19 protein-coding genes are annotated in these 20763 nt (G+C 71.1%); 9 read left to right on the top strand and 10 right to left on the bottom strand.

Annotation, left to right across the window (positions count from 1 at the left end; all coding sequences use genetic code 11):
* Genes D5S19_RS07350 through D5S19_RS07340 form a run of 3 tightly spaced genes read right to left on the bottom strand, consistent with a single transcriptional unit; the run spans position 1 to position 3141 of the window.
* Positions 1-1341 carry a hypothetical protein gene (locus D5S19_RS07350; protein WP_120022566.1) on the bottom strand — a complete coding sequence of 447 codons (1341 nt, stop codon included), beginning with the start codon at positions 1339-1341 and terminating at the stop codon, positions 1-3.
* Positions 1342-1344: 3 nt separating this feature from the next.
* Positions 1345-2352, bottom strand: a complete 1008-nt coding sequence (locus D5S19_RS07345; RefSeq protein ID WP_120022565.1) for a WXG100 family type VII secretion target — start codon at positions 2350-2352, stop codon at positions 1345-1347.
* A 30-nt stretch (positions 2353-2382) separates the two neighbouring features.
* Complete coding sequence (locus tag D5S19_RS07340) at positions 2383-3141, bottom strand: WXG100 family type VII secretion target (RefSeq protein ID WP_120022564.1); 759 nt, start codon at positions 3139-3141, stop codon at positions 2383-2385.
* A gap of 110 nt (positions 3142-3251) precedes the next feature.
* Between D5S19_RS07340 and eccCa the strand changes: the two genes are divergently transcribed.
* The 7 genes from eccCa to D5S19_RS07305 all read left to right on the top strand — a co-directional run bounded on the left by eccCa (position 3252) and on the right by D5S19_RS07305 (position 11417).
* Entirely contained in the window at positions 3252-7256 is a 4005-nt protein-coding gene (eccCa, locus tag D5S19_RS07335; protein ID WP_120022563.1) for a type VII secretion protein EccCa, read from the top strand.
* A gap of 109 nt (positions 7257-7365) precedes the next feature.
* Positions 7366-8073 (top strand): S1 family peptidase, encoded by a 708-nt coding sequence (locus tag D5S19_RS07330; RefSeq protein ID WP_120022562.1) that lies wholly within the window; start codon positions 7366-7368, stop codon positions 8071-8073.
* A gap of 507 nt (positions 8074-8580) precedes the next feature.
* Positions 8581-8922 carry a WXG100 family type VII secretion target gene (locus tag D5S19_RS07325; RefSeq protein WP_120022561.1) on the top strand — a complete coding sequence of 114 codons (342 nt, stop codon included), beginning with the start codon at positions 8581-8583 and terminating at the stop codon, positions 8920-8922.
* Positions 8923-8944: 22 nt separating this feature from the next.
* On the top strand, positions 8945-9244 hold the full coding sequence (locus tag D5S19_RS07320; RefSeq protein ID WP_098510576.1) for a hypothetical protein: 300 nt from the start codon (positions 8945-8947) through the stop codon (positions 9242-9244).
* A gap of 93 nt (positions 9245-9337) precedes the next feature.
* The gene (locus tag D5S19_RS07315) at positions 9338-9736 is read left to right on the top strand and encodes a hypothetical protein (protein WP_120022560.1); all 399 of its coding nucleotides are present in this window, start codon (positions 9338-9340) and stop codon (positions 9734-9736) included.
* Positions 9733-11034: a WXG100 family type VII secretion target gene (locus D5S19_RS07310; protein WP_120022559.1), complete on the top strand. Its 1302-nt coding sequence runs from the start codon at positions 9733-9735 to the stop codon at positions 11032-11034. Before D5S19_RS07315 ends, D5S19_RS07310 begins: the two co-directional genes overlap by 4 nt.
* A 14-nt stretch (positions 11035-11048) precedes the next feature.
* The gene (locus D5S19_RS07305) at positions 11049-11417 is read left to right on the top strand and encodes a hypothetical protein (RefSeq protein ID WP_120022558.1); all 369 of its coding nucleotides are present in this window, start codon (positions 11049-11051) and stop codon (positions 11415-11417) included.
* 480 nt (positions 11418-11897) lie between these two features.
* On the opposite strand, the gene D5S19_RS07295 is transcribed toward D5S19_RS07305, so the two are convergent.
* The 4 genes from D5S19_RS07295 to nadA form a co-directional block, all read right to left on the bottom strand.
* Complete coding sequence (locus D5S19_RS07295; protein ID WP_120022557.1) at positions 11898-13061, bottom strand: S8 family serine peptidase; 1164 nt, start codon at positions 13059-13061, stop codon at positions 11898-11900.
* Positions 13062-13134: 73 nt separating this feature from the next.
* Positions 13135-14001 carry a carboxylating nicotinate-nucleotide diphosphorylase gene (gene nadC / locus D5S19_RS07290; protein WP_407641729.1) on the bottom strand — a complete coding sequence of 289 codons (867 nt, stop codon included), beginning with the start codon at positions 13999-14001 and terminating at the stop codon, positions 13135-13137.
* 119 nt (positions 14002-14120) lie between these two features.
* On the bottom strand, positions 14121-15764 hold the full coding sequence (locus tag D5S19_RS07285) for an L-aspartate oxidase (RefSeq protein ID WP_120022555.1): 1644 nt from the start codon (positions 15762-15764) through the stop codon (positions 14121-14123).
* Positions 15761-16771: a quinolinate synthase NadA gene (gene nadA, locus D5S19_RS07280; protein WP_120022554.1), complete on the bottom strand. Its 1011-nt coding sequence runs from the start codon at positions 16769-16771 to the stop codon at positions 15761-15763. Before nadA ends, D5S19_RS07285 begins: the two co-directional genes overlap by 4 nt.
* A 135-nt stretch (positions 16772-16906) precedes the next feature.
* On the opposite strand from nadA, the gene D5S19_RS07275 reads away from it, so the two are divergent.
* Together D5S19_RS07275 and D5S19_RS07270 are read left to right on the top strand one after the other, a co-directional pair.
* Complete coding sequence (locus D5S19_RS07275) at positions 16907-17548, top strand: NUDIX hydrolase (protein ID WP_325050239.1); 642 nt, start codon at positions 16907-16909, stop codon at positions 17546-17548.
* 50 nt (positions 17549-17598) lie between these two features.
* Positions 17599-18315 (top strand): LON peptidase substrate-binding domain-containing protein, encoded by a 717-nt coding sequence (locus tag D5S19_RS07270; protein ID WP_120022552.1) that lies wholly within the window; start codon positions 17599-17601, stop codon positions 18313-18315.
* 517 nt (positions 18316-18832) lie between these two features.
* On the opposite strand, the gene D5S19_RS07265 is transcribed toward D5S19_RS07270, so the two are convergent.
* Genes D5S19_RS07265 through bioB form a run of 3 tightly spaced genes read right to left on the bottom strand, consistent with a single transcriptional unit; the run spans position 18833 to position 20690 of the window.
* Positions 18833-19432: a DUF2567 domain-containing protein gene (locus tag D5S19_RS07265; protein ID WP_120022551.1), complete on the bottom strand. Its 600-nt coding sequence runs from the start codon at positions 19430-19432 to the stop codon at positions 18833-18835.
* A gap of 57 nt (positions 19433-19489) precedes the next feature.
* On the bottom strand, positions 19490-19687 hold the full coding sequence (bsaP, locus tag D5S19_RS32905; RefSeq protein ID WP_120022550.1) for a biotin synthase auxiliary protein BsaP: 198 nt from the start codon (positions 19685-19687) through the stop codon (positions 19490-19492).
* Entirely contained in the window at positions 19674-20690 is a 1017-nt protein-coding gene (gene bioB / locus D5S19_RS07255; RefSeq protein ID WP_407641726.1) for a biotin synthase BioB, read from the bottom strand. Before bioB ends, bsaP begins: the two co-directional genes overlap by 14 nt.
* Between the last annotated feature and the right edge of the window lie 73 nt (positions 20691-20763).

Raw genomic sequence — 20763 nt, 5'->3', positions numbered from 1 at the left:
TCACCACGAACCCACGTACTGGACGGCGCCGTCCCATGCCTGGCCCACCGCGTCGGCGGCCTGTCCCGCCGCGTCGCCGACCGCGTCCACCGCGGCACCGCCGTACTCGCCGAGTTTGGGCAGGTCGATATCGATGTTCGCGCCGACGCCCGCGCCGAGTCCCACCGCGACGCCGGCTTTGAAGTTGACCTTGATGTGCCCGGCGTCGTACACCGCCTGGCCGTCGAGCTGCGCGCCGAGGCCGTACTGCAGGGTGCCGTTCGCGCCGACGCCGATCCCGGCGACATCCGCCGCGACCTCACCTTCGAATTTGCCGCCGACGAAGACGTTGCCGTGCAAGCCGAATCCGTGCGCGCCGCCTTGCAGCGAACCGCTCGCCTCGCCGCCTGCGAACAAGGTTCCCTTCGCGCTGGCTTCGGCGACTCCGTAGGTCACCTTGCCTTCGAGTTCTTTGTGGACGGCCGCAAGCTCGGTGTGCCCGGACACTTTGCCGTCCCAGCCGGACGAAGTGATCTTTCCGTCGTACTCCGGAGCGAATCCGTCCTGATCGTGCTGCAGCTTCGCGTAGGTGATCTCGGTGTTCCGCGCGAGCTTGTCCCGGACGCCTTCGGGCTCCGGCCTGCCGAACGGGGTATCGGCCTTCTTCGGCGCGCGCGTGCCCTCCAAACCGTTCCAGGTCAGCTTCTTCCAGCCGGAATTGCCGAACCACGACGGCACGCTCCGAGGCCGTTTACGACCGTCGAGCGGCTCCCCGTTGAGCCAGTGCAACGGGCCGGCGCCCTTCTTGCCCAGCTCGTACTCCAGCCGTCCGACGCCTTCTCCGGGGAACAGCTGCGCAATCGCTTCCGACAGCTCGTCCGCCACCTGCGTCGCCGCGCCGACAGCCTGTTCCCCGAGGCTTCTGGCCGCGGAGATGAACGCGCCCACAGCGTTCGGGTCGGCCGCGCGCGCCTGACTGGTCAGCTGTGCGGCGTACTGATCGAACTGCGCGAGTACGGAGTCGACTGCGGCACGCGCGGATTGCAACAGCTGGCTCGCGCTGGACAGTCGTTTGCCTTGCTCCGCCAGCTTTGCCCCGTCTTCGCGGAGCTTCTGCGCCGAATCCCGCGCGGCTGCTGCGTACGCCTCGTACGCCGCGCCAAACCAGTAAGCGTGCAGCGCGCTGGCTGCGTCGGCGATCTCGGTGGCCTTCGTGGTGATCGTGGTTGCGTTGGTGGCACAGCGATTCGGGGCCGCCACAAGCGCGGCCGGGTCACCCGTGACCCGGCGCTGGTACTCGACCAGCACCTGACGGTAGTTCGACAGCACCGCGCTGAGGACCCCGGACGCGTCGACGGGCACCGGCTATGCGCCTTTCGCGTCGATGTCGACATGCTGACGGAAGTGCGTGCCGTTGTACGTGAGGTCGAGATCGATGTCGAGATCCCGCCCGGCCGGAGCCTCCACAGTGGACTGACCAGTGGACAGGTCGGTGTGGATCACGATCTCGTTCGCCCCGGCAGCCGAAGCGGGCACCGGAGCAGCGGGCACCGGCTGGGCAGGCGAAACAGGCGCGGAAGGCACCGGATCCACCGGAATCCAGCTGTTCGCAAAGTTCGGCTGCTGCCCCGCCGAGCCGTGCTGGCCGGCCCCGCCGAGCGCCGGCGGCGTGTAGTTCGTGAACGACGGCACGCCGCCACCGGAGCCCCCGGCGATCGCCTGCTGCCCGGCCACGGTCGCGGGCGACTGCGGCGCGGTCACCGGCGTCGCCGACAATGCGGCATTGCCCGCGGCGGTGTTCCCGGTGTCCCCACCGTGGAAGAGCTTCTCGATGTCCCCGATGATCTGCCCGACTTGGGTGATCTGGTTCGCCAGATCACCGGCGCCGAGTGCCTTGAGCAGGCCGCCGATCGCGGTGATGAACGCGCGCAGCGAAGCGCTGGTCGAGCTGGACAACGCGACCGCCGCGCCGTAGGTCCACCAGTTCGACATGAGCGAGGCGACGGTGGGGTTGACCGCCGAGACCACTGCCCGGTAGGCCTCCTGCGCGGTCTTCACCAGGGTGCCGGAGATGCCGAGCAGTTCGGCGCCTTTCTCCAGCACCGAGATGATCTTGGTCAGCTGGTCGAGCGAGTCGGAGATCTTCTTCAGCGCCGATTCCGAGGCCGCCCCGGACCACACCTTGCCCAGCTGGTCGGCGGCCTTGGTCAGCTCGTGGTGCAGTGAGGCCAGTTCGGTCGCCTTGTGCAGCAGATCCAGCACGTGCTTGGCGATCTGCTCCGGCTGCCCGGTGAGGATCTGCGGGAGCACCGTGATCGGGCCGCCGGAGGACGCGGTCGCGTCCATCGCGCTGGAGTTCGGGAACGTCGGCATCGGACCTCACTTGGTCGGGGTTCGGGATGGTCAGGCGGAGACCGGCCGGTAGACGCTGAGCCGGGCCAGCCCACCGAGATTCGGGTCGACGGGGCCGTGGTTGTAGAGCACGCCGCCCTCGCCGGCGACGCCGATGACCGGGCTGTCGGCCGCGGATCGCAGTGGCTTCACCACCACGAGGTCGCCGCTGTGCACGCCGCCGGGAACGTCGCCGAAGGTGCGCGCGGTTCCCGCGTAGACCTCGATCAGCCCGACCCGCGCCTGATTCCGGGCGTCTCCGGCCAGCCAGTCGTTGAAGTCCGCGACGTCACGGAACCGCTCGCCGGTCACCGGCTGCTCGGCAAGGCTCGCGTCACCGAGGTAACGCAGCACGTTGCCGACCGAGCCGGGTTCGCCGTGCGCGCCCGCACTGTCGGTGACCGCCAGCGCGGCCAGCTGCGCGGCGTGCGGACTACCCCAGATCGACGCAGACGCCGACGACGGCGAGCCCCCGTAGCCACGCGCCACCGCTTCGTCCGCCGCCTGATAGGCCTCGGCGCTGTGCTTGACCAGCCCGTTGATCTCCTGCAACAGCTGCAGCAGCGTGCGCACGGCGGTCACCTGGTGGGTGTGCAGGGCCGCGTTCGCCGCCGCGACGGCGCTGCCGAACCCGGCGAACGACGCGGGCTGCACCACGAGTCTTTCCAGGTCGGCGAGCGCGTTGAGGCCGTGCGCGAGGATCCCGCCCACATTGCCCGCTCCTGCGTGCATGGCCTCCGGCTCGGCCCGGTACTCGCCGGTCCCGCCCATGCCTGCCTCCGATCCGTGCTCCTCGGCCCGAGGGTAGGTTCGGGCCGCCGGGCGAGCGGACGGCAAAAGTACCCACCGCGAAGGCGGACGCGGTGGCCAAAATACGGGGCATGAGCACCACCCGTGACCGGCTCGGCCTCGACGCGCAGCCCGGCGAGATCCTGCTGCAGCCGCCGCCGATGCTGCCCAAGAGCGGCTCCGGCGGGATGCTCCAGCTGATGATGTTCCTGCCGATGATGCTCGGCATGGGCGCCATGTCCTTCGTCTACATCGGACGCGACGGCGGGGTGATGACCTGGATCTTCGGCGCGCTGTTCGTGGCCGCGATGGGCGGCATGATCGTCATGTCGCTGGGCCGTGGCGGGATGGCGAAGAAGGCGCAGATCAACGAGGAGCGCCGCGACTACCAGCGTTATCTCGCCGGCCTGCGCACGCGGGTGCGCGCGGTCGCCGACGGCCAGCGGGCGACGCTGATCGCGCAGCAGCCGGACCCGGCGGACCTGTGGGCCTACGTCGAGACCGACCAGCACTGGGATCGCCGCCGCGGTGACCGCGGATTCGCGATGGTCCGTGCGGCGACCGGTCCGCAACCGCTCGCGACGCCGCTGCGTGCCCCGCAGATCGCCCCGCTGGAAGAGCTGGACCCGGTCTCGTCGACGAACCTCAAGCACTTCATCCAGGCCTTCTCCACCGTCGAAGGCCTGCCGGTCTCGGTCTCCCTGCGCTCGTACGCGGCCGCTTCGCTGTCCGGCCGCCGCCCCGACGTGCTGGGGCTGGCCCGCGCGCTGCTGGCCCAGCTGGTGACATTCCACTCCCCCACCGACCTGCGGGTGGCGTTCTGCGTGCATCCCGATAGGGCGCACGACTGGGAGTGGGCGAAGTGGCTGCCACACGCCACCGCGCCCGCGCTCTCGGACGCGACCGGCCCACGCCGGCTGTTCGCCGCGGACGCTGCCGAGCTGGCCCGGCTGCTCGGCCCGGATCTCGGCGAGCGCCCCGCGTTCAGCCGTCGCGGCGGTTCGTCGGATCTGCCGCACGTAGTGCTGGTGGCCGACGGCGGCGACACGCACAACGAGCCGCGGCTGCTCGCCGAGGAGGGCAGGCTGGGCGTCACCGTGCTGGAGGTCGGCGCCGAACGACCCCGTGTCACCTCGACCGAAAGGCTGCTGAGCCTGCACGTCGACCCCGAACAGCTCGGCATGGTGGTACTCGACGGCGGCGAGGCGCGGCTGGGTTTCCTCGGCACCCCGGATCGGCTCGACCACGGCGCGGCCGAAGCGCTGGCCAGGACGCTGACACCGTTGCACCAGGGTGCCGCAGTGGTCGGCGAAAAGCCGATGTCGGCCACCTTCGGACTGGCCGGGCTCCTCGGCATCGGCGACCCGCGCGACCTCGATCCGACGGTGACCTGGGCGCCGCGCCCGGCTCGCGACCGGCTGCGCATCCCGCTCGGCGTGAACCCGGACGGCCGCCCGGTGGAGCTGGACCTCAAGGAATCCGCAGAAGACGGGATGGGGCCGCACGGGCTGGTGATCGGCGCGACCGGCTCGGGCAAGAGCGAACTGCTGCGCACCCTCGTCACCGCCCTCGCCGTCACGCATTCCTCGGAAACGCTGAACCTGGCGCTGATCGACTTCAAGGGCGGCGCCACGTTCGCCGGGATGACCGGGCTGCCCCACACCTGCGCGGTGATCACGAACCTGTCCGACGACCTCGCGCTCGTCGACCGGATGGCGGACGCGCTCAACGGCGAACTGCTGCGGCGTCAGGAACTGCTCCACGCGGCGGGCAACTACGCCTCCGTGCGCGACTACGAGAAGGCCCGCGCGGGCGGTGCGCCGCTGCAGCCGTTGCCGTCCCTGCTGGTGATCATCGACGAGTTCTCCGAACTTCTCTCGTCGCGGCCGGAGTTCATCGACCTGTTCGTGGCGATCGGACGGCTGGGCCGTTCGCTGGGCATCCACCTGCTGCTGGCCTCGCAGCGGCTGGAGGAAGGCCGGCTGCGCGGGCTCGACTCCCATCTCTCGTACCGGATCGGGCTACGGACGTTCTCCGCCGCGGAAAGCCGTGCGGTACTGGGTGTCGCGGACGCCTACCAGCTGCCCCCGATGCCCGGCTCGGCGTATCTGAAGGCGGACACCGACACGCTCATCCGGCTCAAGGCCGCTTACGTGTCCGGGGAACTGCCGCCGCGCACCCGGATCGTGCGCGAGGACGGTCAGCAACTCGGCGTGCTGCCGTTCACCCTGGCCCCGGTGGAGGTCCCGGTCGCCGCCGAACCGGCCGGCGCGGAGCCGGAGGAGAGCACCGGCGAGACCATCATGGGCGCGATGCTGTCGCGTTTGGACGGTCACGGCCCGGAGGCGCGCCAGATCTGGCTGCCGCCGCTGGCCGAACCGCCCACAGTGGACCAACTGCTGCCGCCGCTGGGCGAGGACCCCGAGCGTGGACTGTGCCCGCTCGGCTGGGGCGGGAACGGAAAGCTGACCGTGCCGGTGGCGCTGGTGGACAAGCCCTTCGAACAACGCCGCGACCTGCTGTGGGCGGATTTCTCCGGCGCGGCCGGCCACGCGGTGCTCGTCGGCGCACCGCAAAGCGGCAAGTCGACACTGATGAAGACGATCGCCGCGGTGCTCGCCCTCACCCACACCCCGGCCGAGGTGCAGTTCTTCGTGCTGGACATGGGTGGTGGCGCGCTGGCCCCGATCGCCGGGCTGCCGCACGTCTCGGGCTACGCCACCCGGCGCGACGCGCAGCGCTGCCGCCGCGTGGTGGCCGAACTGACGACGCTGCTCGAACAGCGTGAGGAGTTCTTCGCCGCGCACGGAATCGAATCGATGGCCTCGTTCCGGGAGCGGTGCGGCGAGTTCACCGAGAGCACCGACGGCCGCGAGTTCGGCGACGTGTTCCTGTTCGTGGACAACTGGACGACCATTCGCCAGGAATACGAACGGCTGGAAGAGCAGATCACCGGGCTGGCCGCGCGCGGGCTCGGGTTCGGCATCCACGTGATCGTGTCGCTGAACCAGTGGATCGGCGCGCGGGCCCCGCTGCGCGACGCCATCGGCACCCGGTTCGAGCTGCGCCTGGGTGATCCGGCGGACTCGGTGATCGACCGCAAGGTGGCCCAGAACGTGCCCGCCGACCGTCCCGGACGCGGCCTCACCGCGGAGAAGCTGCACTTCCTCGCCGCGCTCCCGCGAGTGGACGGCGACCAGCGGCCCGGCACGCTCGGCACCGGCGGGCTCGATCTCGTCCGCCGGGTCGAGGCCGCGTGGCCGGGCAGCCGCGCGCCGCGGATCCGGCTGCTGCCCGCCGAGGTGCCGCTGGACTCGCTGCCCGCCGCGCCGGAGGGCCGGATCACGTTGGGGCTGGCGGAATCGACGTTGCGCCCGATCCAGCTGGACTTCCGGACCGACCCGCACTTCCTCGCGTTCGGCGACGTCGAATCGGGCAAGAGCGCGCTGCTGCGGACCCTCGTCACCGGCCTGTGCGCGAAGCACTCTCCGGCCGAAGCGCTGATCCTCGTCGGCGACTACCGCCGTGGGCTGCTCGGCGTGGTCGACGAGCCGCACCTGCTCGGCTACGCGGGTGCGGAGAACACGCTGACCGACCTGGTGGGCCAGTGCGCCACGGCTATGCGCAACCGCCTGCCCGGCCCGGAGGTCACTCCGGAACAGCTGCGCACCCGTTCCTGGTGGCGCGGCCCGGACCTGTACGTGGTGATCGACGACTACGAACTCGTCGCCACCACCGGACGGAACCCGCTGTCGCCACTGCTGGAATTCCTGCCCCAGGCAAGGGACATCGGCCTGCACCTGATCCTCGCCCGTGCCTCCGGCGGCGCCGGGCGCGGGCTGTTCGAACCCGTGCTGCAGCGGGTGCGCGAACTCGGCTCACCGGGCGTGGTCCTGTCCGGGGCGAAGGACGAGGGCGTGCTGCTCGGCGACGTGAAGCCGTCCCCGCAACCGGCGGGCCGCGGCACGCTGGTCTCCCGTCGGCACGGTACGGAACTGATTCAGGTGGCATGGACGAAGCCGACGGAAGGGCTGGGGTGCGGGCTTCCGTCGCGAACGTCCACAAGCGACAGTAGCAGGCGGACACACCCCCGTTAGGCCAAATGGCCCACGACGGACGCCGGTCGGGAACCCGACTTCAGTAGGTTATCCGGTTTCCAACATCGACCTACGGTTGGGAAACAATTTCCTACCGGAAGGATCGCCCATGCGTTTGGCTAGGACGGTGGCGGTGGTCGTCGGGGCTGCGGCCGCGCTGGGTCTCGGGGTGTCGGCGCCGGCCGCCGCGGACGAACCGTTGATCATCGGCGGGACCACAGTGGACTCCGCGCCCTGGGGCGCGCAGGTGTTCTGGGACGACCAGACCGAATACGGCGGTTTCGAGTGCTCCGGCACGATCATCGCCTCGCAGTGGGTGCTCACCGCGCAGCACTGCCTGAACAAGCCCGGCATGCACGTCAAGGTCGGCGATGTCGCGCTGGGCAAGGGCAAAGAGGTCGCGGTGGACCAGCAGCAGGCCTCGCCGAAGGGCGACATCGCCCTGCTGCATCTCAAGTCCGCCGTGGACACCACGTTCATGAAACTCGCCGACACCGACCCGGACAACGGTGCCACCAACCAGATCTACGGCTGGGGCCGCGTCCAGGGCGACAGCCCGCCCTCGGACACACTCAAGACCGCGGACGTGAAGGTGACCGGCGACAGCACGGATGCCTTCGACGGCAAGGCGATCGCCAGCAAGGGCGTGACCGGCTCGTCCTGGCACGGGGATTCGGGCGGCCCCCAGCTGTCCGACGGGGTCCAGGTCGGCGTGTGCTCGACCGGCGTGAACTCCGGCAGCGACAAGAACGGGACACAGAACTACGCCAGCGTGGCGAACAGCCGCGACTGGATCAAGAAGACCGCGGGAGTCTGAGCCACCGGTCCCCACCGGGTGAGGCCCGCCCGTCGTACCGGGATTCCGGTACGACGGGCGGGCTTTTCGTGTCCGGATGCGCTCACCCGGCCACCGGTTCTTCCTTCAACCGCACCGGCTTGCGCGCCCGTACCGACAGAAACGTCCCGATCAGGGCCGCCGTCGGACAGCCCGACAGTATGAGCACCGAACGTAGACGGCTGCATCCCCTGCGCATACACCGCTTCTTGCGCCGGGGTCGGCGTGAACATCAACAACGCCAACTCCATCCCGGTCGCCGCGGCTGCCAGCGTCGGGATGGCACTGCAGACACTGGTGCGCACCGCCCGTCCCCGATGGGGCACGCCCTACCCGCGGGATGTCGGTAATAGTGCCGCCACCACGACCGGCAGTTGTGCCGTTTGACCGCACCGCCACCTTTTCTAGCGTGACATTCACCCCGCGCGGACCGGGCCGAAACCCGCCGTGCACCAGGATTTCCACGAGAGGGAAGGGAGGTGGCCGGTCGTGTCCAGTCCGGGCTTCCAGTCGGATTCCGCCGCCATGACGCGCGCCGTCCAGGGCTTCGAGGAGACCGCGTCCAGCGCCAAGACCACCATGGCCAGCCTCGAATCCGAGCTGGCGGAGACGCTGCGCAACTACAAGGGCGACCAGGCGGTCGCGTTCTGGGGCCTGCACAGCCGGCTGCAGGAGAAGATGACCGACGCGGTGCGCGAACTCGACACCATGTCACAGCTGGTGCACACCAGCCACACCACCTACAACACCGGTGACTCCGACGTGCACCAGAGCTTCCAGAGCGTCAGCCACACCGCCGAGGGTTCCGTGATCCCTCGCCTCAACCCCTGAGACCGCGAGAGGACCCGAGAAGATGGCCGAAGTCGTCGAAATCAGTTTCGCCGCCCTGCAGCACGGCTCGGCGTCGCTGGCCGCCAAGGCCAAGGCGCTGACCACGCAACTGGAGCAGCTGCACCAGAACCTGCAGCCGATCACGCAGACCTGGTACGCCTCGGGCAGCTCCGCCGGCGAGGCCGCCCGCGCCTCGGAGACCCGGCTGCGCCAGGCCACCGCCGAGATCGTCGCGATCATCGCGCAGTTCGGCACCAAGGTCGGCGACGCCCACGATCTCCAGGCCCAGCTGGAGAACCGGAATCAGGGCCTGTTCGCCTGACCCGGCGTCGGCCTGCCGGTGCGGGGCACCCCTCGCTCGCACCGGCAGGCCGGCTTTCCCGCGTCCCGGCCGCACGAGAGGGGTCCCCGGCCGATGCCCGACCAGTCGTACTACGTCCATCTGGACTCGTTGAAGGATTTCGTCCGCGAGCTGGAGACGCAGATCCACGCGATGTCCCAGCCGAACGATTTCCTGCGTACCCTCGGCGAGCACCCGCTGCTGTTCGGGGAGTTCGGCGAGGCGGGCTCGCTCGCCGACGCGCACCACGCGGCGGTCGCCGAAATGCAGGGCCTGCTCGACCAGGTCCGCGGAGCGATCACCTTCGCGCAGGAAGTGACCACCACCGTCGCCGACGGTTACGAGCAGGCCGACCAGTCGGTGGCGGGCGACCTGCACCGGTCCGGCGCTGAGGCCGGGCTGCTCGATCCGCTGTTGTCGTTGCTGGGGCTGGGCTCCGGCACCTCCGCGAGCGAAGGGGGCAAGGGCGCATGAACGGGCCCCGCACCAACTTCGGCGCCTTCACCCACCAGCAGCTCTACGCGATGCTGCAGGCCGGCGACCCGAGCACCGCCCGCGAAGCCGCCGAGCGGTGGGAGTCCACCGCGCGCGGGCTGCACGATCAGGCCGAGAACCTGTCCCACCAGTTGAGCGGCTTCGCCGGCTCGTGGACCGGCGGCGCGGCCGATCAATACCACCACATGATCACCGATCTGGTCGGCGGGATCCGCAAGGTCGCGGTCACCGCGCAGGGCATGCGAGACCTGCTCGAAGACGCTTCCGACGCGCTGGTGCAGGCGAAGGCGGAAATGCCGCCACCCGTTGCGGTGCCGGACGTTTCGCCCGCCGACGTGTCCCTGGCGGTCAACCCGCCGACGCTGCCCGCGGACTCCCCGCCGGCCACTGTGTTCGCCGCAGCTCAGCAACGGCAGCAGGCGATCGCGAACGTCGAAGCGCAGCAGCAGGCCGCGAACGCCGCCGGTTCCGCACACGCGAAGGCGATCGTCGTGATGGAGAACCTCGCGACGAACTACACCACGGCCGAAGACTCGATCCCGGTCTCCCCCAACTCCGCCACCCCACCGTCCGCCCCGTCCGCCGGTGGTGGCGGTGCTTCGGGCGGGGGTGCCGTGATCGGCGGCACGACGGGTGGCACCGTCGTCGGGACTCCGGTCGGTGCGCATCCGCTGCCCGCCGGCGGCAGCGCACCGTCCACTCCGGACACTTTCGCACCGTCCACTTCGGGCAGCCCACTGTTCGGGGACATGTTCACCGCCGGGCTGGCCGCGGCCTCCGCGGCGGCGTTCGGCCGGTTCGGCTCGATCATGCCCCGGGTGCCGGGCTGGGCGGGCGGGAAACCGGCGGACGACAAGGACAAGAAGGAAGAACCGCCGGACACCAGGCTCGGCGGTGGCGGCGGTGCGAGCACCGCGGGTGGGGCCGGCGGTGGCATCCCGATCGGCGGCGGGGAGGCTCCGTCACTCGGCGGAGGTCTGCCGTCCGGCGGCGGGTTCAGCGGGCCGGGCCAGGCTCCCGCGGCGCATTCCGGGCTCGCCGGAGACACCGGCTCGAACGTCCTCAGTGGACTGGCCGGCGGTGCGGCCGGGGCGGCGGGCGCGGCGGCCAAGAGCGCGATGCCGATGATGCCCATGATGCCGATGGGCATGGGGGCCGGCGGCGATCTCGGGTCCGGGCGGCGCATCCCGGCCTGGCTGGTGGAGACCGAGAACGTCTGGGGCCAGCAGGCGCCGGTGGCGCCGTCGGTGATCGGTGAAGAGCCGGACGTCTCCTGACCGGAAGGACCGCTGTGCAGGATGGTTACCGGGTCGCCCCGGCGAAACTGGACGTGGCGGCGGCCGAGCTGGATGCCCGGGCCGGCGTCCTCCATGCCACGCAGCAGGCGGTGGCGGGCGAGAAGGTGCCCGCCACTGCCTTGGGCGAGGTGCCCTCGGCCGCAGCCGCCGCGAAGACCGTGGCCGAGACGTGGTCCGGGATCTCGTCCGGAATCGACGCGCAAACGCAACGGGCACAAAGACTTCGAGACGGCCTCGTCGCCTCCTCGGTCGGGTACCGCCGGGCCGACGAGCAAGTGGCCGCGATGTATCGCGCGCTGCTGCCGAAGGGCTCAGACGGCCGCATCGTGACCGGCCACCACCTTGACATCCCAGCGCCGTGACCAAATCAGACCAATGTACACTATGGACAGTCGTGGCGAACCGGCCACCAACCCGGCACGATGACCACCGGCAGAACACCCACCCGAACGGCCGCCCCGTCACCGGCCACCGCCGCATCACCCCAGCCGACCTGACCAACCCGTCACCCGGTGCATCCCGAATTGCGACCCCGCACCACCGACCGGCCGATCCCCCGGAGCACACACCACCTCGACACCCTGGCCACCGAGGTGATCGACGCCGTGTTCGGCCCGATCACACGGTGCACTGTGGACGGTGAACAGGACGGCGACCCGGCGAACCCCGGGCACCTGACCTGCCGCAACTACGGAGTCCGCCTGGAGTCTTCCCCCGCTGCCCACGACCGGAGCACCGCACGCGAAAAGATCGCCCGGTTCTCCTACGACAGCGCCGATCTCGCCGTGCAGGTTGCCCGCGCCGAGGGACAGTGTCGCGCTACCTGCCGACAGCCTGACGGCTCAGGAACCGAACCGCGACGGACGCCAGCCCCGCGCCCGGCCCCGCCGAAACGCAACCACCCCACCACCCGCCCCCATCGCCACAACGACCCCGCCCAGCGCGATCAGCCCGGCCGTAAGGTCGCCTTCCGGCCGGGCCGCAGCAGCGGCCGGGGCCACCGCGGGCTGCGGCAAAGACACGACAGCCTCGCCGGGACCGGCCGCGGTGGCCGGAAGTGCCGAGGTCACCGCCGCGTAGGCGTCGACCACACCCCAGCCGAGGCGCGGATCACGGGTGCCGGACGGCGGGCGGGAGGCGGTCAGCGTCAGCCGCCGCACGATCTGGTCGCCGGTCAGCTCCGGATGAGCGGCCCGGACCAGCGCGGCCGCCCCGGCGACGTAAGCCGCGGCCAGCCCGGGATCGGTCACCGGCCAGCGGTGCGCGACCGCGCCACCGCCGCCGGCGGAAGTACTCACCAGATCCGCGCCCGGAGCGGCGATGCCGAGATAATCGCCGGCCTCGGTCTGCATCGGAACGCCCTTTTCGTTGACGGAACCCACTGCCAGCACACCGGATGACGCGGTGGGATACGTGTGCGCGCCCTTTTCCGTGGCCGCGGCGGCGGAGATCACCACCGCACCACGCGCCCGCGCGTGGCCGACCGCCGCGTCGAGAGCCGGACTGTTCGCGACGGCGGGGACGGCCACCAGCAGCACTCCGGCACCCCGGTCCAGAGCCGTCTCCAGCGCGCCGGCCAGCGCGTTCGGGTCGCCACCGTGATCGTTCGCCGAGCCCTCCGTGTAGCGCAACGGCAGGATCCTCGAACCCGGCGCGACTCCGGCGAATGTGCTCGTACTGTCCGGCTGAGCAGCGACAATGCCCGCCGCGATGGTGCCACGGCCGTCGCAGTCGCCATCCGCGGTGCCCGCGCCGCCGAGCACCTGCCCGGGCGCGAACTGCCCGTTGGCCCGGTCGACACCGGTGCCGAGGACCGCCACCACCTGGCCTTCCCCGCGGGTCAACGGCCACAGCCGGGGCGGATCGAGCAATCGCTGGCCCCAGGGCACCGCACCGGTGTAGGTGCCGGACGGATTCGCGCAGCCGGCCGCACCGGCGGGCGCGGCGAGCGACGGCAGACCCAGCGCGACCAGCCCGGCCACCACTGCGGCAGCGACTACTCGCACCCCGGCCCCCTCCCCGTGGATTCCCTTGCCCGACAGGAAGATCCTAGTCGAGCGGACGCCACGGCGACAGGGCTTACCGCAAGTCCATCCCCAGGTCCAGCGCCGGTGCGGAATGCGTCAGCGCACCCACCGCGAGATAGTCCACTCCGGACTCGGCGTACGCCCGCGCCCGGTCCAGAGTCAGCCCGCCGGAGGATTCCAGCCGGGTGTCCGGCGCGACCTCGCCGCGGCGTGCCACCGCTTTCGCGCACTGCTCCGGGGTGAAGTTGTCGAGCAGCACCTCGTCCGCCCCCGCGGCAAGCGCCTCTTCCAGCTGGTCCAGGTTGTCGACCTCGACCTCGCACGGCAGCTTCGGCGCGTGCTCACGGGCGGCGGCCAGCGCCGCAGTGACCGAACCGGCCGCGACGACGTGATTGTCCTTGATCAGCACGGCATCGCCGAGCCCCATCCGGTGATTCACCCCGCCGCCGCGGCGAACCGCGTACTTCTGCAGCAACCGCAGTCCCGGCGTGGTCTTGCGCGAATCCCGCACCGCCGCACCGGTTCCCTCGATCGCGTCCACCCACGCCGCGGTCGCGGTCGCGACCCCGGACAGCTGACAGAGCAGGTTGAGCGCGGTGCGCTCCGCGGTGAGCAACCCTCGCACCGGGCCACGCACGACCAGCACCGGCTCCCCCACAGCCGGCCGCGAGCCGTCTTCGCGGCTGGACACCACCTCGTAATCCGCCCCCAGCACGGCGTCGAACACCGCCCGCGCCACCGGGACCCCGGCAACGACCCCGGCGACCCGCGGGGTCAGCTCCGCCACGGCCCGCGCGTCTTCCGGCACCGTCGAGGCCGTGGTGGCGTCCGGCCCGTAGCGGAGATCCTCCGCAAGCGCCGTGATGACCACCCGGCGCACGTCGGCGACCTCAAGCCCGGCCGCGGTCAACGTTCGCATCACCGCGTCGGAAAGCGGGAACAGCTCAGTCATGCAACCCCTTCCAAGGAGATCGGATCAACCGGCACGGACCGGCCGGACTATCCCGAGCGGACAAACCACGGAGCGGACCAGGCCCGTCATGCCACGCCCTCCAGCGAAATCGGCTCGGCCAGCACCGGCTGACCGGACGGGCTCAACCGCACCAACCGGCTACGCAACCCGTCACGCTCATCACGATCCGGAAAGTCGGTCCGCACATGGCAACCCCGCGACTCCGCACGTCCCACCGCCGCGGTGAGCAACGCCTGCGCCACCACCGTCAACGCCGCGTCCTCCACCGCCGCATGCGTCTGCAGTGGACTGTCCTGAGTAGACAGATCGAGCACCGAACCCGCGGCCGCCAGGCCGTCGGCGTCCCGCCCGATGGCAGCGTAGCGGCTCATCACCCGCTGCAGCGCATCACGTTCGGCGACCGGGGCGGATCTGCGCCGCGGCAGACGGCCGCGTGCCGGATCCGGCAGCAGCCCGGCCGCGAGGTCCGCGGCGACCGCCTCGGCCACCCGCTGCCCGACGACAAGACCTTCGAGCAGGCTGTTGGAAGCCAGCCGGTTCGCGCCGTGCAGACCGGTTCGCGCCACCTCGCCCGCCGCATACAGGCCCCGCACCGTGGACCGTCCGTCCACAGTGGTCACCACACCCCCGCAGGCGAAGTGCGCCGCGGGCGTCACGGGAATCGAGTCCACCGCCGGATCGATGCCCAGCTCCGCACAGGCGGCGTACACCGTCGGAAACCGCTTCGCGAACCCGGATATCCCCCTGGCATCAAGGAAAACGTGATCATCGACGCCGCCAGGCGCCAGCGCCATCCGCCGCGTGATCGCCGCCGACACGACGTCGCGCGGAGCCAGGTCACCCAGCGGATGCACACCCGCCATCACCGGCGCCCCCGCGCCATCGACCAGCGTCGCGCCCTCACCGCGCACGGCCTCGGTGACCAACGGACACCGCCCACGCGCACCTGGCGTGTACAGCACTGTGGGATGGAACTGCACGAATTCGATGTCCGCGACGGTCGCCCCGGCCCGCAGAGCGAGCGCCAGCCCGTCACCGGTCGCCTGCTCCGGATTCGACGTCGCCTGGTACAGCTGCCCGAACCCGCCACTGGCGAGTACCACCGCCGACGCGCGGACCACGCCGGGCACGCCATGGTGGTCCAACACGGCCACGCCCGCCACATCACCCGCGGGCGTACACAGCGCGTCGACCGCGATGTGGTGCTCCAGCACCGGCAGCCGCCGGTCGGTCACCTGGGCGACCAGTGCACGCTCGACCTCGGCACCGGTGGCGTCGCCGCCCGCGTGGATGACCCGGAACGCGCTGTGCCCGCCTTCCCGGGTCCGCGACAGCCCACCCGGCCCGCCATCGAACGTCGCACCGCTCGCGCGCAACTTCCCGACCGCGGCTGGGCCACCGGCGAGGATCGCCCGCACCGCGTCCTCGTCGCACAGCCCAGCCCCGGCGACCAGCGTGTCCTCGGCGTGCTGCGCCACCGTGTCGCCCAGGTCGTGGTCACTGTCGAGCACGACGGCGACACCGCCCTGCGCCCACCGGGTGTTGCCGTCCGCGACCGCCGCCTTGGTCACCACGAGCACGTGCAGCCCGAGTTCCTGGGCCTGCAGCGCGGCGGTCAGCCCGGCCACCCCGCTGCCGATCACGACCAGATCGGCGCGCGCCTCCCAGCACGGGGTTTTCGCCTCAAGATCGCTAACCGGGGTGCTCATTCGCCGCCGCCGGGCTGCCCGATCTCGATCATCCGCTGCACCGAGGCACGCGCGCGGCCCGCGGTCGCGGGGTCCACGCGCACCTCGTCTGCGCCCTGTTCCAGGCACCGCAGCAGCGCGGCCGGGGTGATCATCTTCATGTACCGGCAGGACGCCCGGTCGTTCACCGGACGGAAGTCGATCTCCGGCGCGGCCTTGCGCAGCTGGTGGATCATGCCGATCTCGGTGGCCACGAGCACCGAACGCGCCTGGGTGTCCCGCGCCGCGTGCACCATGTCGCCGGTGGAGAGGATCTTCACCCGCTCCGGCGCCACCGCACCCTCGCCCGCCAGGTACAGCGCCGAGGTCGCGCAGCCGCACTCCGGGTGGATGAACAGGTCGGCGTCCGGCTCCTCCTCGGCGCGCGCAGCCAGCTCGGCGCCGTTGATCCCCGCGTGCACGTGGCATTCCCCGGCCCAGATGTGCAGGTTCCGCCGGCCGGTCACCCGCTTGACGTGCGCGCCGAGGAACTGGTCGGGCAGGAACAGCACCTCGCGCTCCGCCGGGATCGAGGCGACCACGTCGACCGCGTTGGAGGAGGTGCAGCAGATGTCGGTCTCGGCCTTCACCTCGGCCGTGGTGTTGACGTAGGAGACCACGATCGCGCCGGAGTGTTCGGCCTTCCATTCGCGCAGCTGCGCACCGGTGATGGAGTCGGCCAGCGAGCACCCCGCCCGCGCGTCCGGGATCAGCACAGTCTTGCCCGGCGCGAGGATCTTCGCGGTCTCGGCCATGAAGTGCACGCCGCAGAAGACGATGGTGTCCGCGTCGCTGCTCGCCGCGATCCGGCTGAGCGCGAGGGAATCGCCGGTGTGATCGGCGATGTCCTGGATTTCGGGCACCTGGTAGTTGTGCGCGAGCAGCACCGCGTTGCGGGCACGGGCCAGCTCCCGCACCCGGGCGGCCCAGTCCGCGTCCGCCTCGACCCCGCCGTAGGGGGTCAGATCCTTCTCAACCGTGGTGGTCATCGTTTTCCTCCCGGGCCCGGAACCGGCGGTCACACCCGGTTCCGCTCCGCCCTGGTTTTCGCCTTATAATCGAAAACTGTGCGAAGTCATCTTAACACCCAGGCCCCCCTGGCCCACGAGGTTCTTGCGGCCGTCCTGCAGGTGCGTTCGGACACACTGCGGGTGCTGCTGTGGCGCCGCGCGCTCGACCCGCACCTCGGCCGCTGGTCACTGCCTGGCGGGCGGCTGCGTCCGGACGAGGACGTGGAAACCTCGATCCGGCGGCAGCTCGCCGAGAAGGTGGACGTCCGGCAGCTCAGGCACGTGGAGCAGCTCGCCGTGTTCAGCGCCCCGGACCGGGTGCCCGGACCACGAGTGGTGGCCACCGCGTTCCTGGGGCTGGTCCCGTCCGACGTCGACCCAGCAGTCCCGGAGGACACGGAGTGGCACGACGTGACCAAGCTGCCGCGCACCGCGTTCGATCACGAGGCGATCGTGCTGCACGCCCGCGACCGGCTGCGTTCGAAACTCAGCTACACCAACCTCGGTTTCGCCCTGGCACCCGAGGAGTTCACCATCTCCGCGCTGCGCGGCCTGTATTCCGCGGCGCTGGGCTACAAGGTCGCCGCCACGAACCTGCAGCGCGTGCTGCAACGGCGCGGCCTCCTCGTGCCCACCGGCGACACCGCCGCCCCCGGCCGGGCGGGCGGACGTCCGGCAGCGCTGTTCTCCTTCGCGGACAAGGGGATGCAGGTGACAGATCCGTTCGCGGTGCTGAAGCCTCCGCCACGCAGGTGAGCCGCGAAGCACGGACTGCGCACGCGCCCGGCTGGCCGTACCGTGGACGCGTGACCGAACCGGAGAGAGCACCCGAGGCGACGGCGATACTGCCGTTGTTCCCGTTGCAGACCGTGTTGCTCCCGGGCGTCCACCTGCCGTTGCACATCTTCGAGCCGCGGTACCGGCAGCTGACCGCGGACCTGATGAGCGGCGCCGTGCCGGACCGGGAATTCGGCGTGGTCGCGCTGCGCGCCCCACTGGTGCGCGAGGTACGTGGTCTGGACCACGTACACGAAGTAGGGTGCAGCACCGTCCTCCGCGAGGCGAAACGCCTCCCGGACGGCCGCTACGACGTCATCACCCGCGCCGCTCGGCGATTCCGGCTATGCAAGCTGGACCACACCTCGGCGCCGTACCTGCTCGGCACCGTGGAGTGGCTGCCCGACACACCCGTGCCCACCTCCGCCGAGCCGACCGGCCACCGCCTGGCCGAGGTGGCCCGGACCGCGCACGAGCGATACTGCGAAGCCGCCTGGCACGACGAGGACTGGCACTCCCCCGAGGTGGACGCCGAGCTGGGCGACCTCGCCTACCAGCTGGCCGCAGACTGCCTGCTCCCGCTGGAGGACCGCCAGCTGCTTCTCGAAGAGCCCCACCCACTGCGGCGGCTGCGCATCGTCTGCCGGCTGCTCACCCGCGAGGCCGGTTTCCTGGAGACCCTCGGCGCGGTGCCACTGCCACCGACCCAGCTGGCCGCGTTCACGAAACCCGCTGAGCTGAACTGACTCCCCCCGACCGTCGCGACCACGGCCGGGTGCCGCCACAGCCGGGTGCCGCCAAGATGAAGTCCGTGAAGGGCACCTTCACGGACTCCAAGGCTGTGAAGGGTCCCCTCACAGCCTACTCAAGCCGGGGCGTCGGGCTCAGCCGAGCCGCCCCGCCGCGACCACCGAGGTGAAGTCCGTGAAGGGCACCTTCACGGACGCTATGGCCAGGGTCCCGGCAAAGTTGGTCGAGGACCCGTGATCAGCAGAGAGAGCCGTGGCTGCCCGACCGGTTTCGGGTCCGTGAGGGTGCCCCTGACGGACTCAGAGTCCGTGAAGGGTCCCTTCACAGCCCTCCGCAGCTGCGCAGGGCCCTCCACACCGACTTTGCCGACGCCCTAGCCCCAGAGTCCGTGAAGGTTCCCTTCACAGCCTCCCGGAGCCAGGGGCGTCGGGCGCAACCGAGCCGGGCCAGCCACCCAGCCGAGGGCGGCCACCCAGCCGAGGGCAGCCGGGCACCGGGGCACGAGCGCCGGGCTCAGCCGAGCCGCCGCCCCAGATCCGCACGGCCGTTCCACGCGGTCATCAGCGCATACACCAGACAGGTCAGCAAGGGCGCGGCCAGGATCACCCAGCCGGACTCCAGCCGGGGTGCCTGCGAGAGCACCGTGCCGAGCGCGGGGGCGCTGTCCACCGAGTACTTCGAGTTCGCGAAGGCGGGACCCATCTGCGTGCCCAGCCAGCCGGCCAGCAGCGCCCCGCCCGCGGCGGCCAGGCACACCACCGGGCCACGGCGTTCCCGCAGGAACCAGGTGACCAGCCCGATCAGCAGACCGGCACCCATCGCGAGGAAGCCGAAGACCGCCAGGTCGTCGAACCGGTGCCAGCTTTCCAGCTCCAGCGGCACCAGCCCGCCGTCCGGCGTCACCACGCGGACCCGCTGCGCCGGGGCCAGCTGCGCCCACAGCCAGCCGAGCGGGATGCCCAGCAGCGCCGCGGTCGAGAGCACGCTCACCGCGGGCAGCAGGTCAGCCTTCACCACCACCCGCGGACGCTGCGGCGGGAACAGCAGGGGTACCGACCACGCCTCGGCCACAGCGGACGACCGATGTGCTGCCTTGCCCGCGGACTCGACCACCCTGGACTCCCTCCTGCTCATGTGCGGACCGAGCGTAACCGGTCGCACAGCCGGGGGTCATGCGCGGCTCGCGGTCTCCCCGTGCCTGCTGCACCGCGCCACCCAGCCGAACGGCGATACCTGGACCACCATGCGCCGCGCGCAGTGCCCGCAGAACCGCGGCGGCTCCAGTGCCGTGCGCGGGCTCGCGCAGGCCCCATGCCCGGGCCCGCCCGCCGGCTGTCCACAGTGGACGCAGTAGTCAGAGGCTGTCACTGAGCGCCTTCACCGGCATCTTCAGCTCGGCGAGCATGTCCAGATCCGCGGAGGCGGGACGGCCGAGGTTGGTCAGGTAGTTGCCCACGATGATCGCGTTGATCCCGCCCAGCATGCCCTGCTCGGCGCCGAGGTCACCGAGGGTCAGCTCCCGCCCGCCGGCGAACCGCAGCATGGTGCGCGGCATGGCCAGCCGGAACGCCACGACGGTCCGCAACGCGTCGCGGCCTTCGACGATCTCGTAATGCTCGTACGGCGTGCCCGGCTGCGGGATGAGGAAGTTCATCGGCACCTCGTGCGGGTTCAGCTCCGCGAGCTGAACGGCGAACTCGGCGCGCTGCTCGACGGTCTCCCCCATGCCGATGATGCCGCCGCAACAGACCTCCATGCCCGCTTCGCCGACCATCCGCAGGGTGTCCCAGCGCTCCTCCCAGGAGTGCGTGGTGACCACCTCCGGGAAATGCGAGCGCGCCGTCTCCAGGTTGTGGTTGTAGCGGTGCACGCCCATCTCGACCAGCTCGTCCACCTGCGCCTGGGTGAGCATGCCGAGCGAGCAGGCGATCTGGATGTCGTTGCCGTCCTCGCGGATCGCCTTGACGCCCTCGCGGACCTGGCCCAGCAGCCGGGCGTCCGGCCCGCGCACCGCGGCCACGATGCAGAACTCGGTCGCGCCGGTCTCCTTGGTCTGGCGCGCGGCCTTGACCAGGCCCGGGATGTCCAGCCAGGCCGACCGCACCGGGGTCGGGAAGCGGCCGGACTGCGAGCAGAAGTGGCAGTCCTCCGGGCAGCCGCCGGTCTTCAGGCTGATGATGCCCTCGACCTCCACCTCCGGGCCGCACCAGCGCATGCGCACCTCGTGCGCGAGCTGCAGGGCCTCCGGCAGCCGCTCGTCGGACAGCCGCAGCACCGCCAGCACCTGCGCTTCGGTCAGCCCTTCGCCACGGTCGAGGACCTGTTCGCGGGCGACGGCGAGCACGTCGGTGGTCTCCGGGACTGCGGTCACAGCGTCTCCTCGGGGTGATGGGCGGACGGATGCCATGGTGCCCGACCGGGTCGCGACCCGGATGCGAGGCTGC

The organism is Amycolatopsis panacis (genome assembly GCF_003600245.1).
Classification (GTDB): domain Bacteria; phylum Actinomycetota; class Actinomycetes; order Mycobacteriales; family Pseudonocardiaceae; genus Amycolatopsis; species Amycolatopsis sulphurea.
This window is presented reverse-complemented; position numbering and strand designations above follow the sequence as displayed.

Excerpts from the sequence above, each read along its gene's own strand:
- D5S19_RS07345 (WP_120022565.1), bottom strand. The coding sequence starts at position 2,352 with ATGCCGACGTTCCCGAACTCCAGCGCGATGGACGCGACCGCGTCCTCC.
- D5S19_RS07340 (WP_120022564.1), bottom strand. The coding sequence starts at position 3,141 with ATGGGCGGGACCGGCGAGTACCGGGCCGAGCCGGAGGCCATGCACGCA.
- eccCa (WP_120022563.1), top strand. The coding sequence starts at position 3,252 with ATGAGCACCACCCGTGACCGGCTCGGCCTCGACGCGCAGCCCGGCGAG.
- D5S19_RS07330 (WP_120022562.1), top strand. The coding sequence starts at position 7,366 with ATGCGTTTGGCTAGGACGGTGGCGGTGGTCGTCGGGGCTGCGGCCGCG.
- D5S19_RS07320 (WP_098510576.1), top strand. The coding sequence starts at position 8,945 with ATGGCCGAAGTCGTCGAAATCAGTTTCGCCGCCCTGCAGCACGGCTCG.
- D5S19_RS07315 (WP_120022560.1), top strand. The coding sequence starts at position 9,338 with ATGCCCGACCAGTCGTACTACGTCCATCTGGACTCGTTGAAGGATTTC.
- D5S19_RS07310 (WP_120022559.1), top strand. The coding sequence starts at position 9,733 with ATGAACGGGCCCCGCACCAACTTCGGCGCCTTCACCCACCAGCAGCTC.
- nadC (WP_407641729.1), bottom strand. The coding sequence starts at position 14,001 with ATGCGAACGTTGACCGCGGCCGGGCTTGAGGTCGCCGACGTGCGCCGG.
- D5S19_RS07285 (WP_120022555.1), bottom strand. The coding sequence starts at position 15,764 with ATGAGCACCCCGGTTAGCGATCTTGAGGCGAAAACCCCGTGCTGGGAG.
- nadA (WP_120022554.1), bottom strand. The coding sequence starts at position 16,771 with ATGACCACCACGGTTGAGAAGGATCTGACCCCCTACGGCGGGGTCGAG.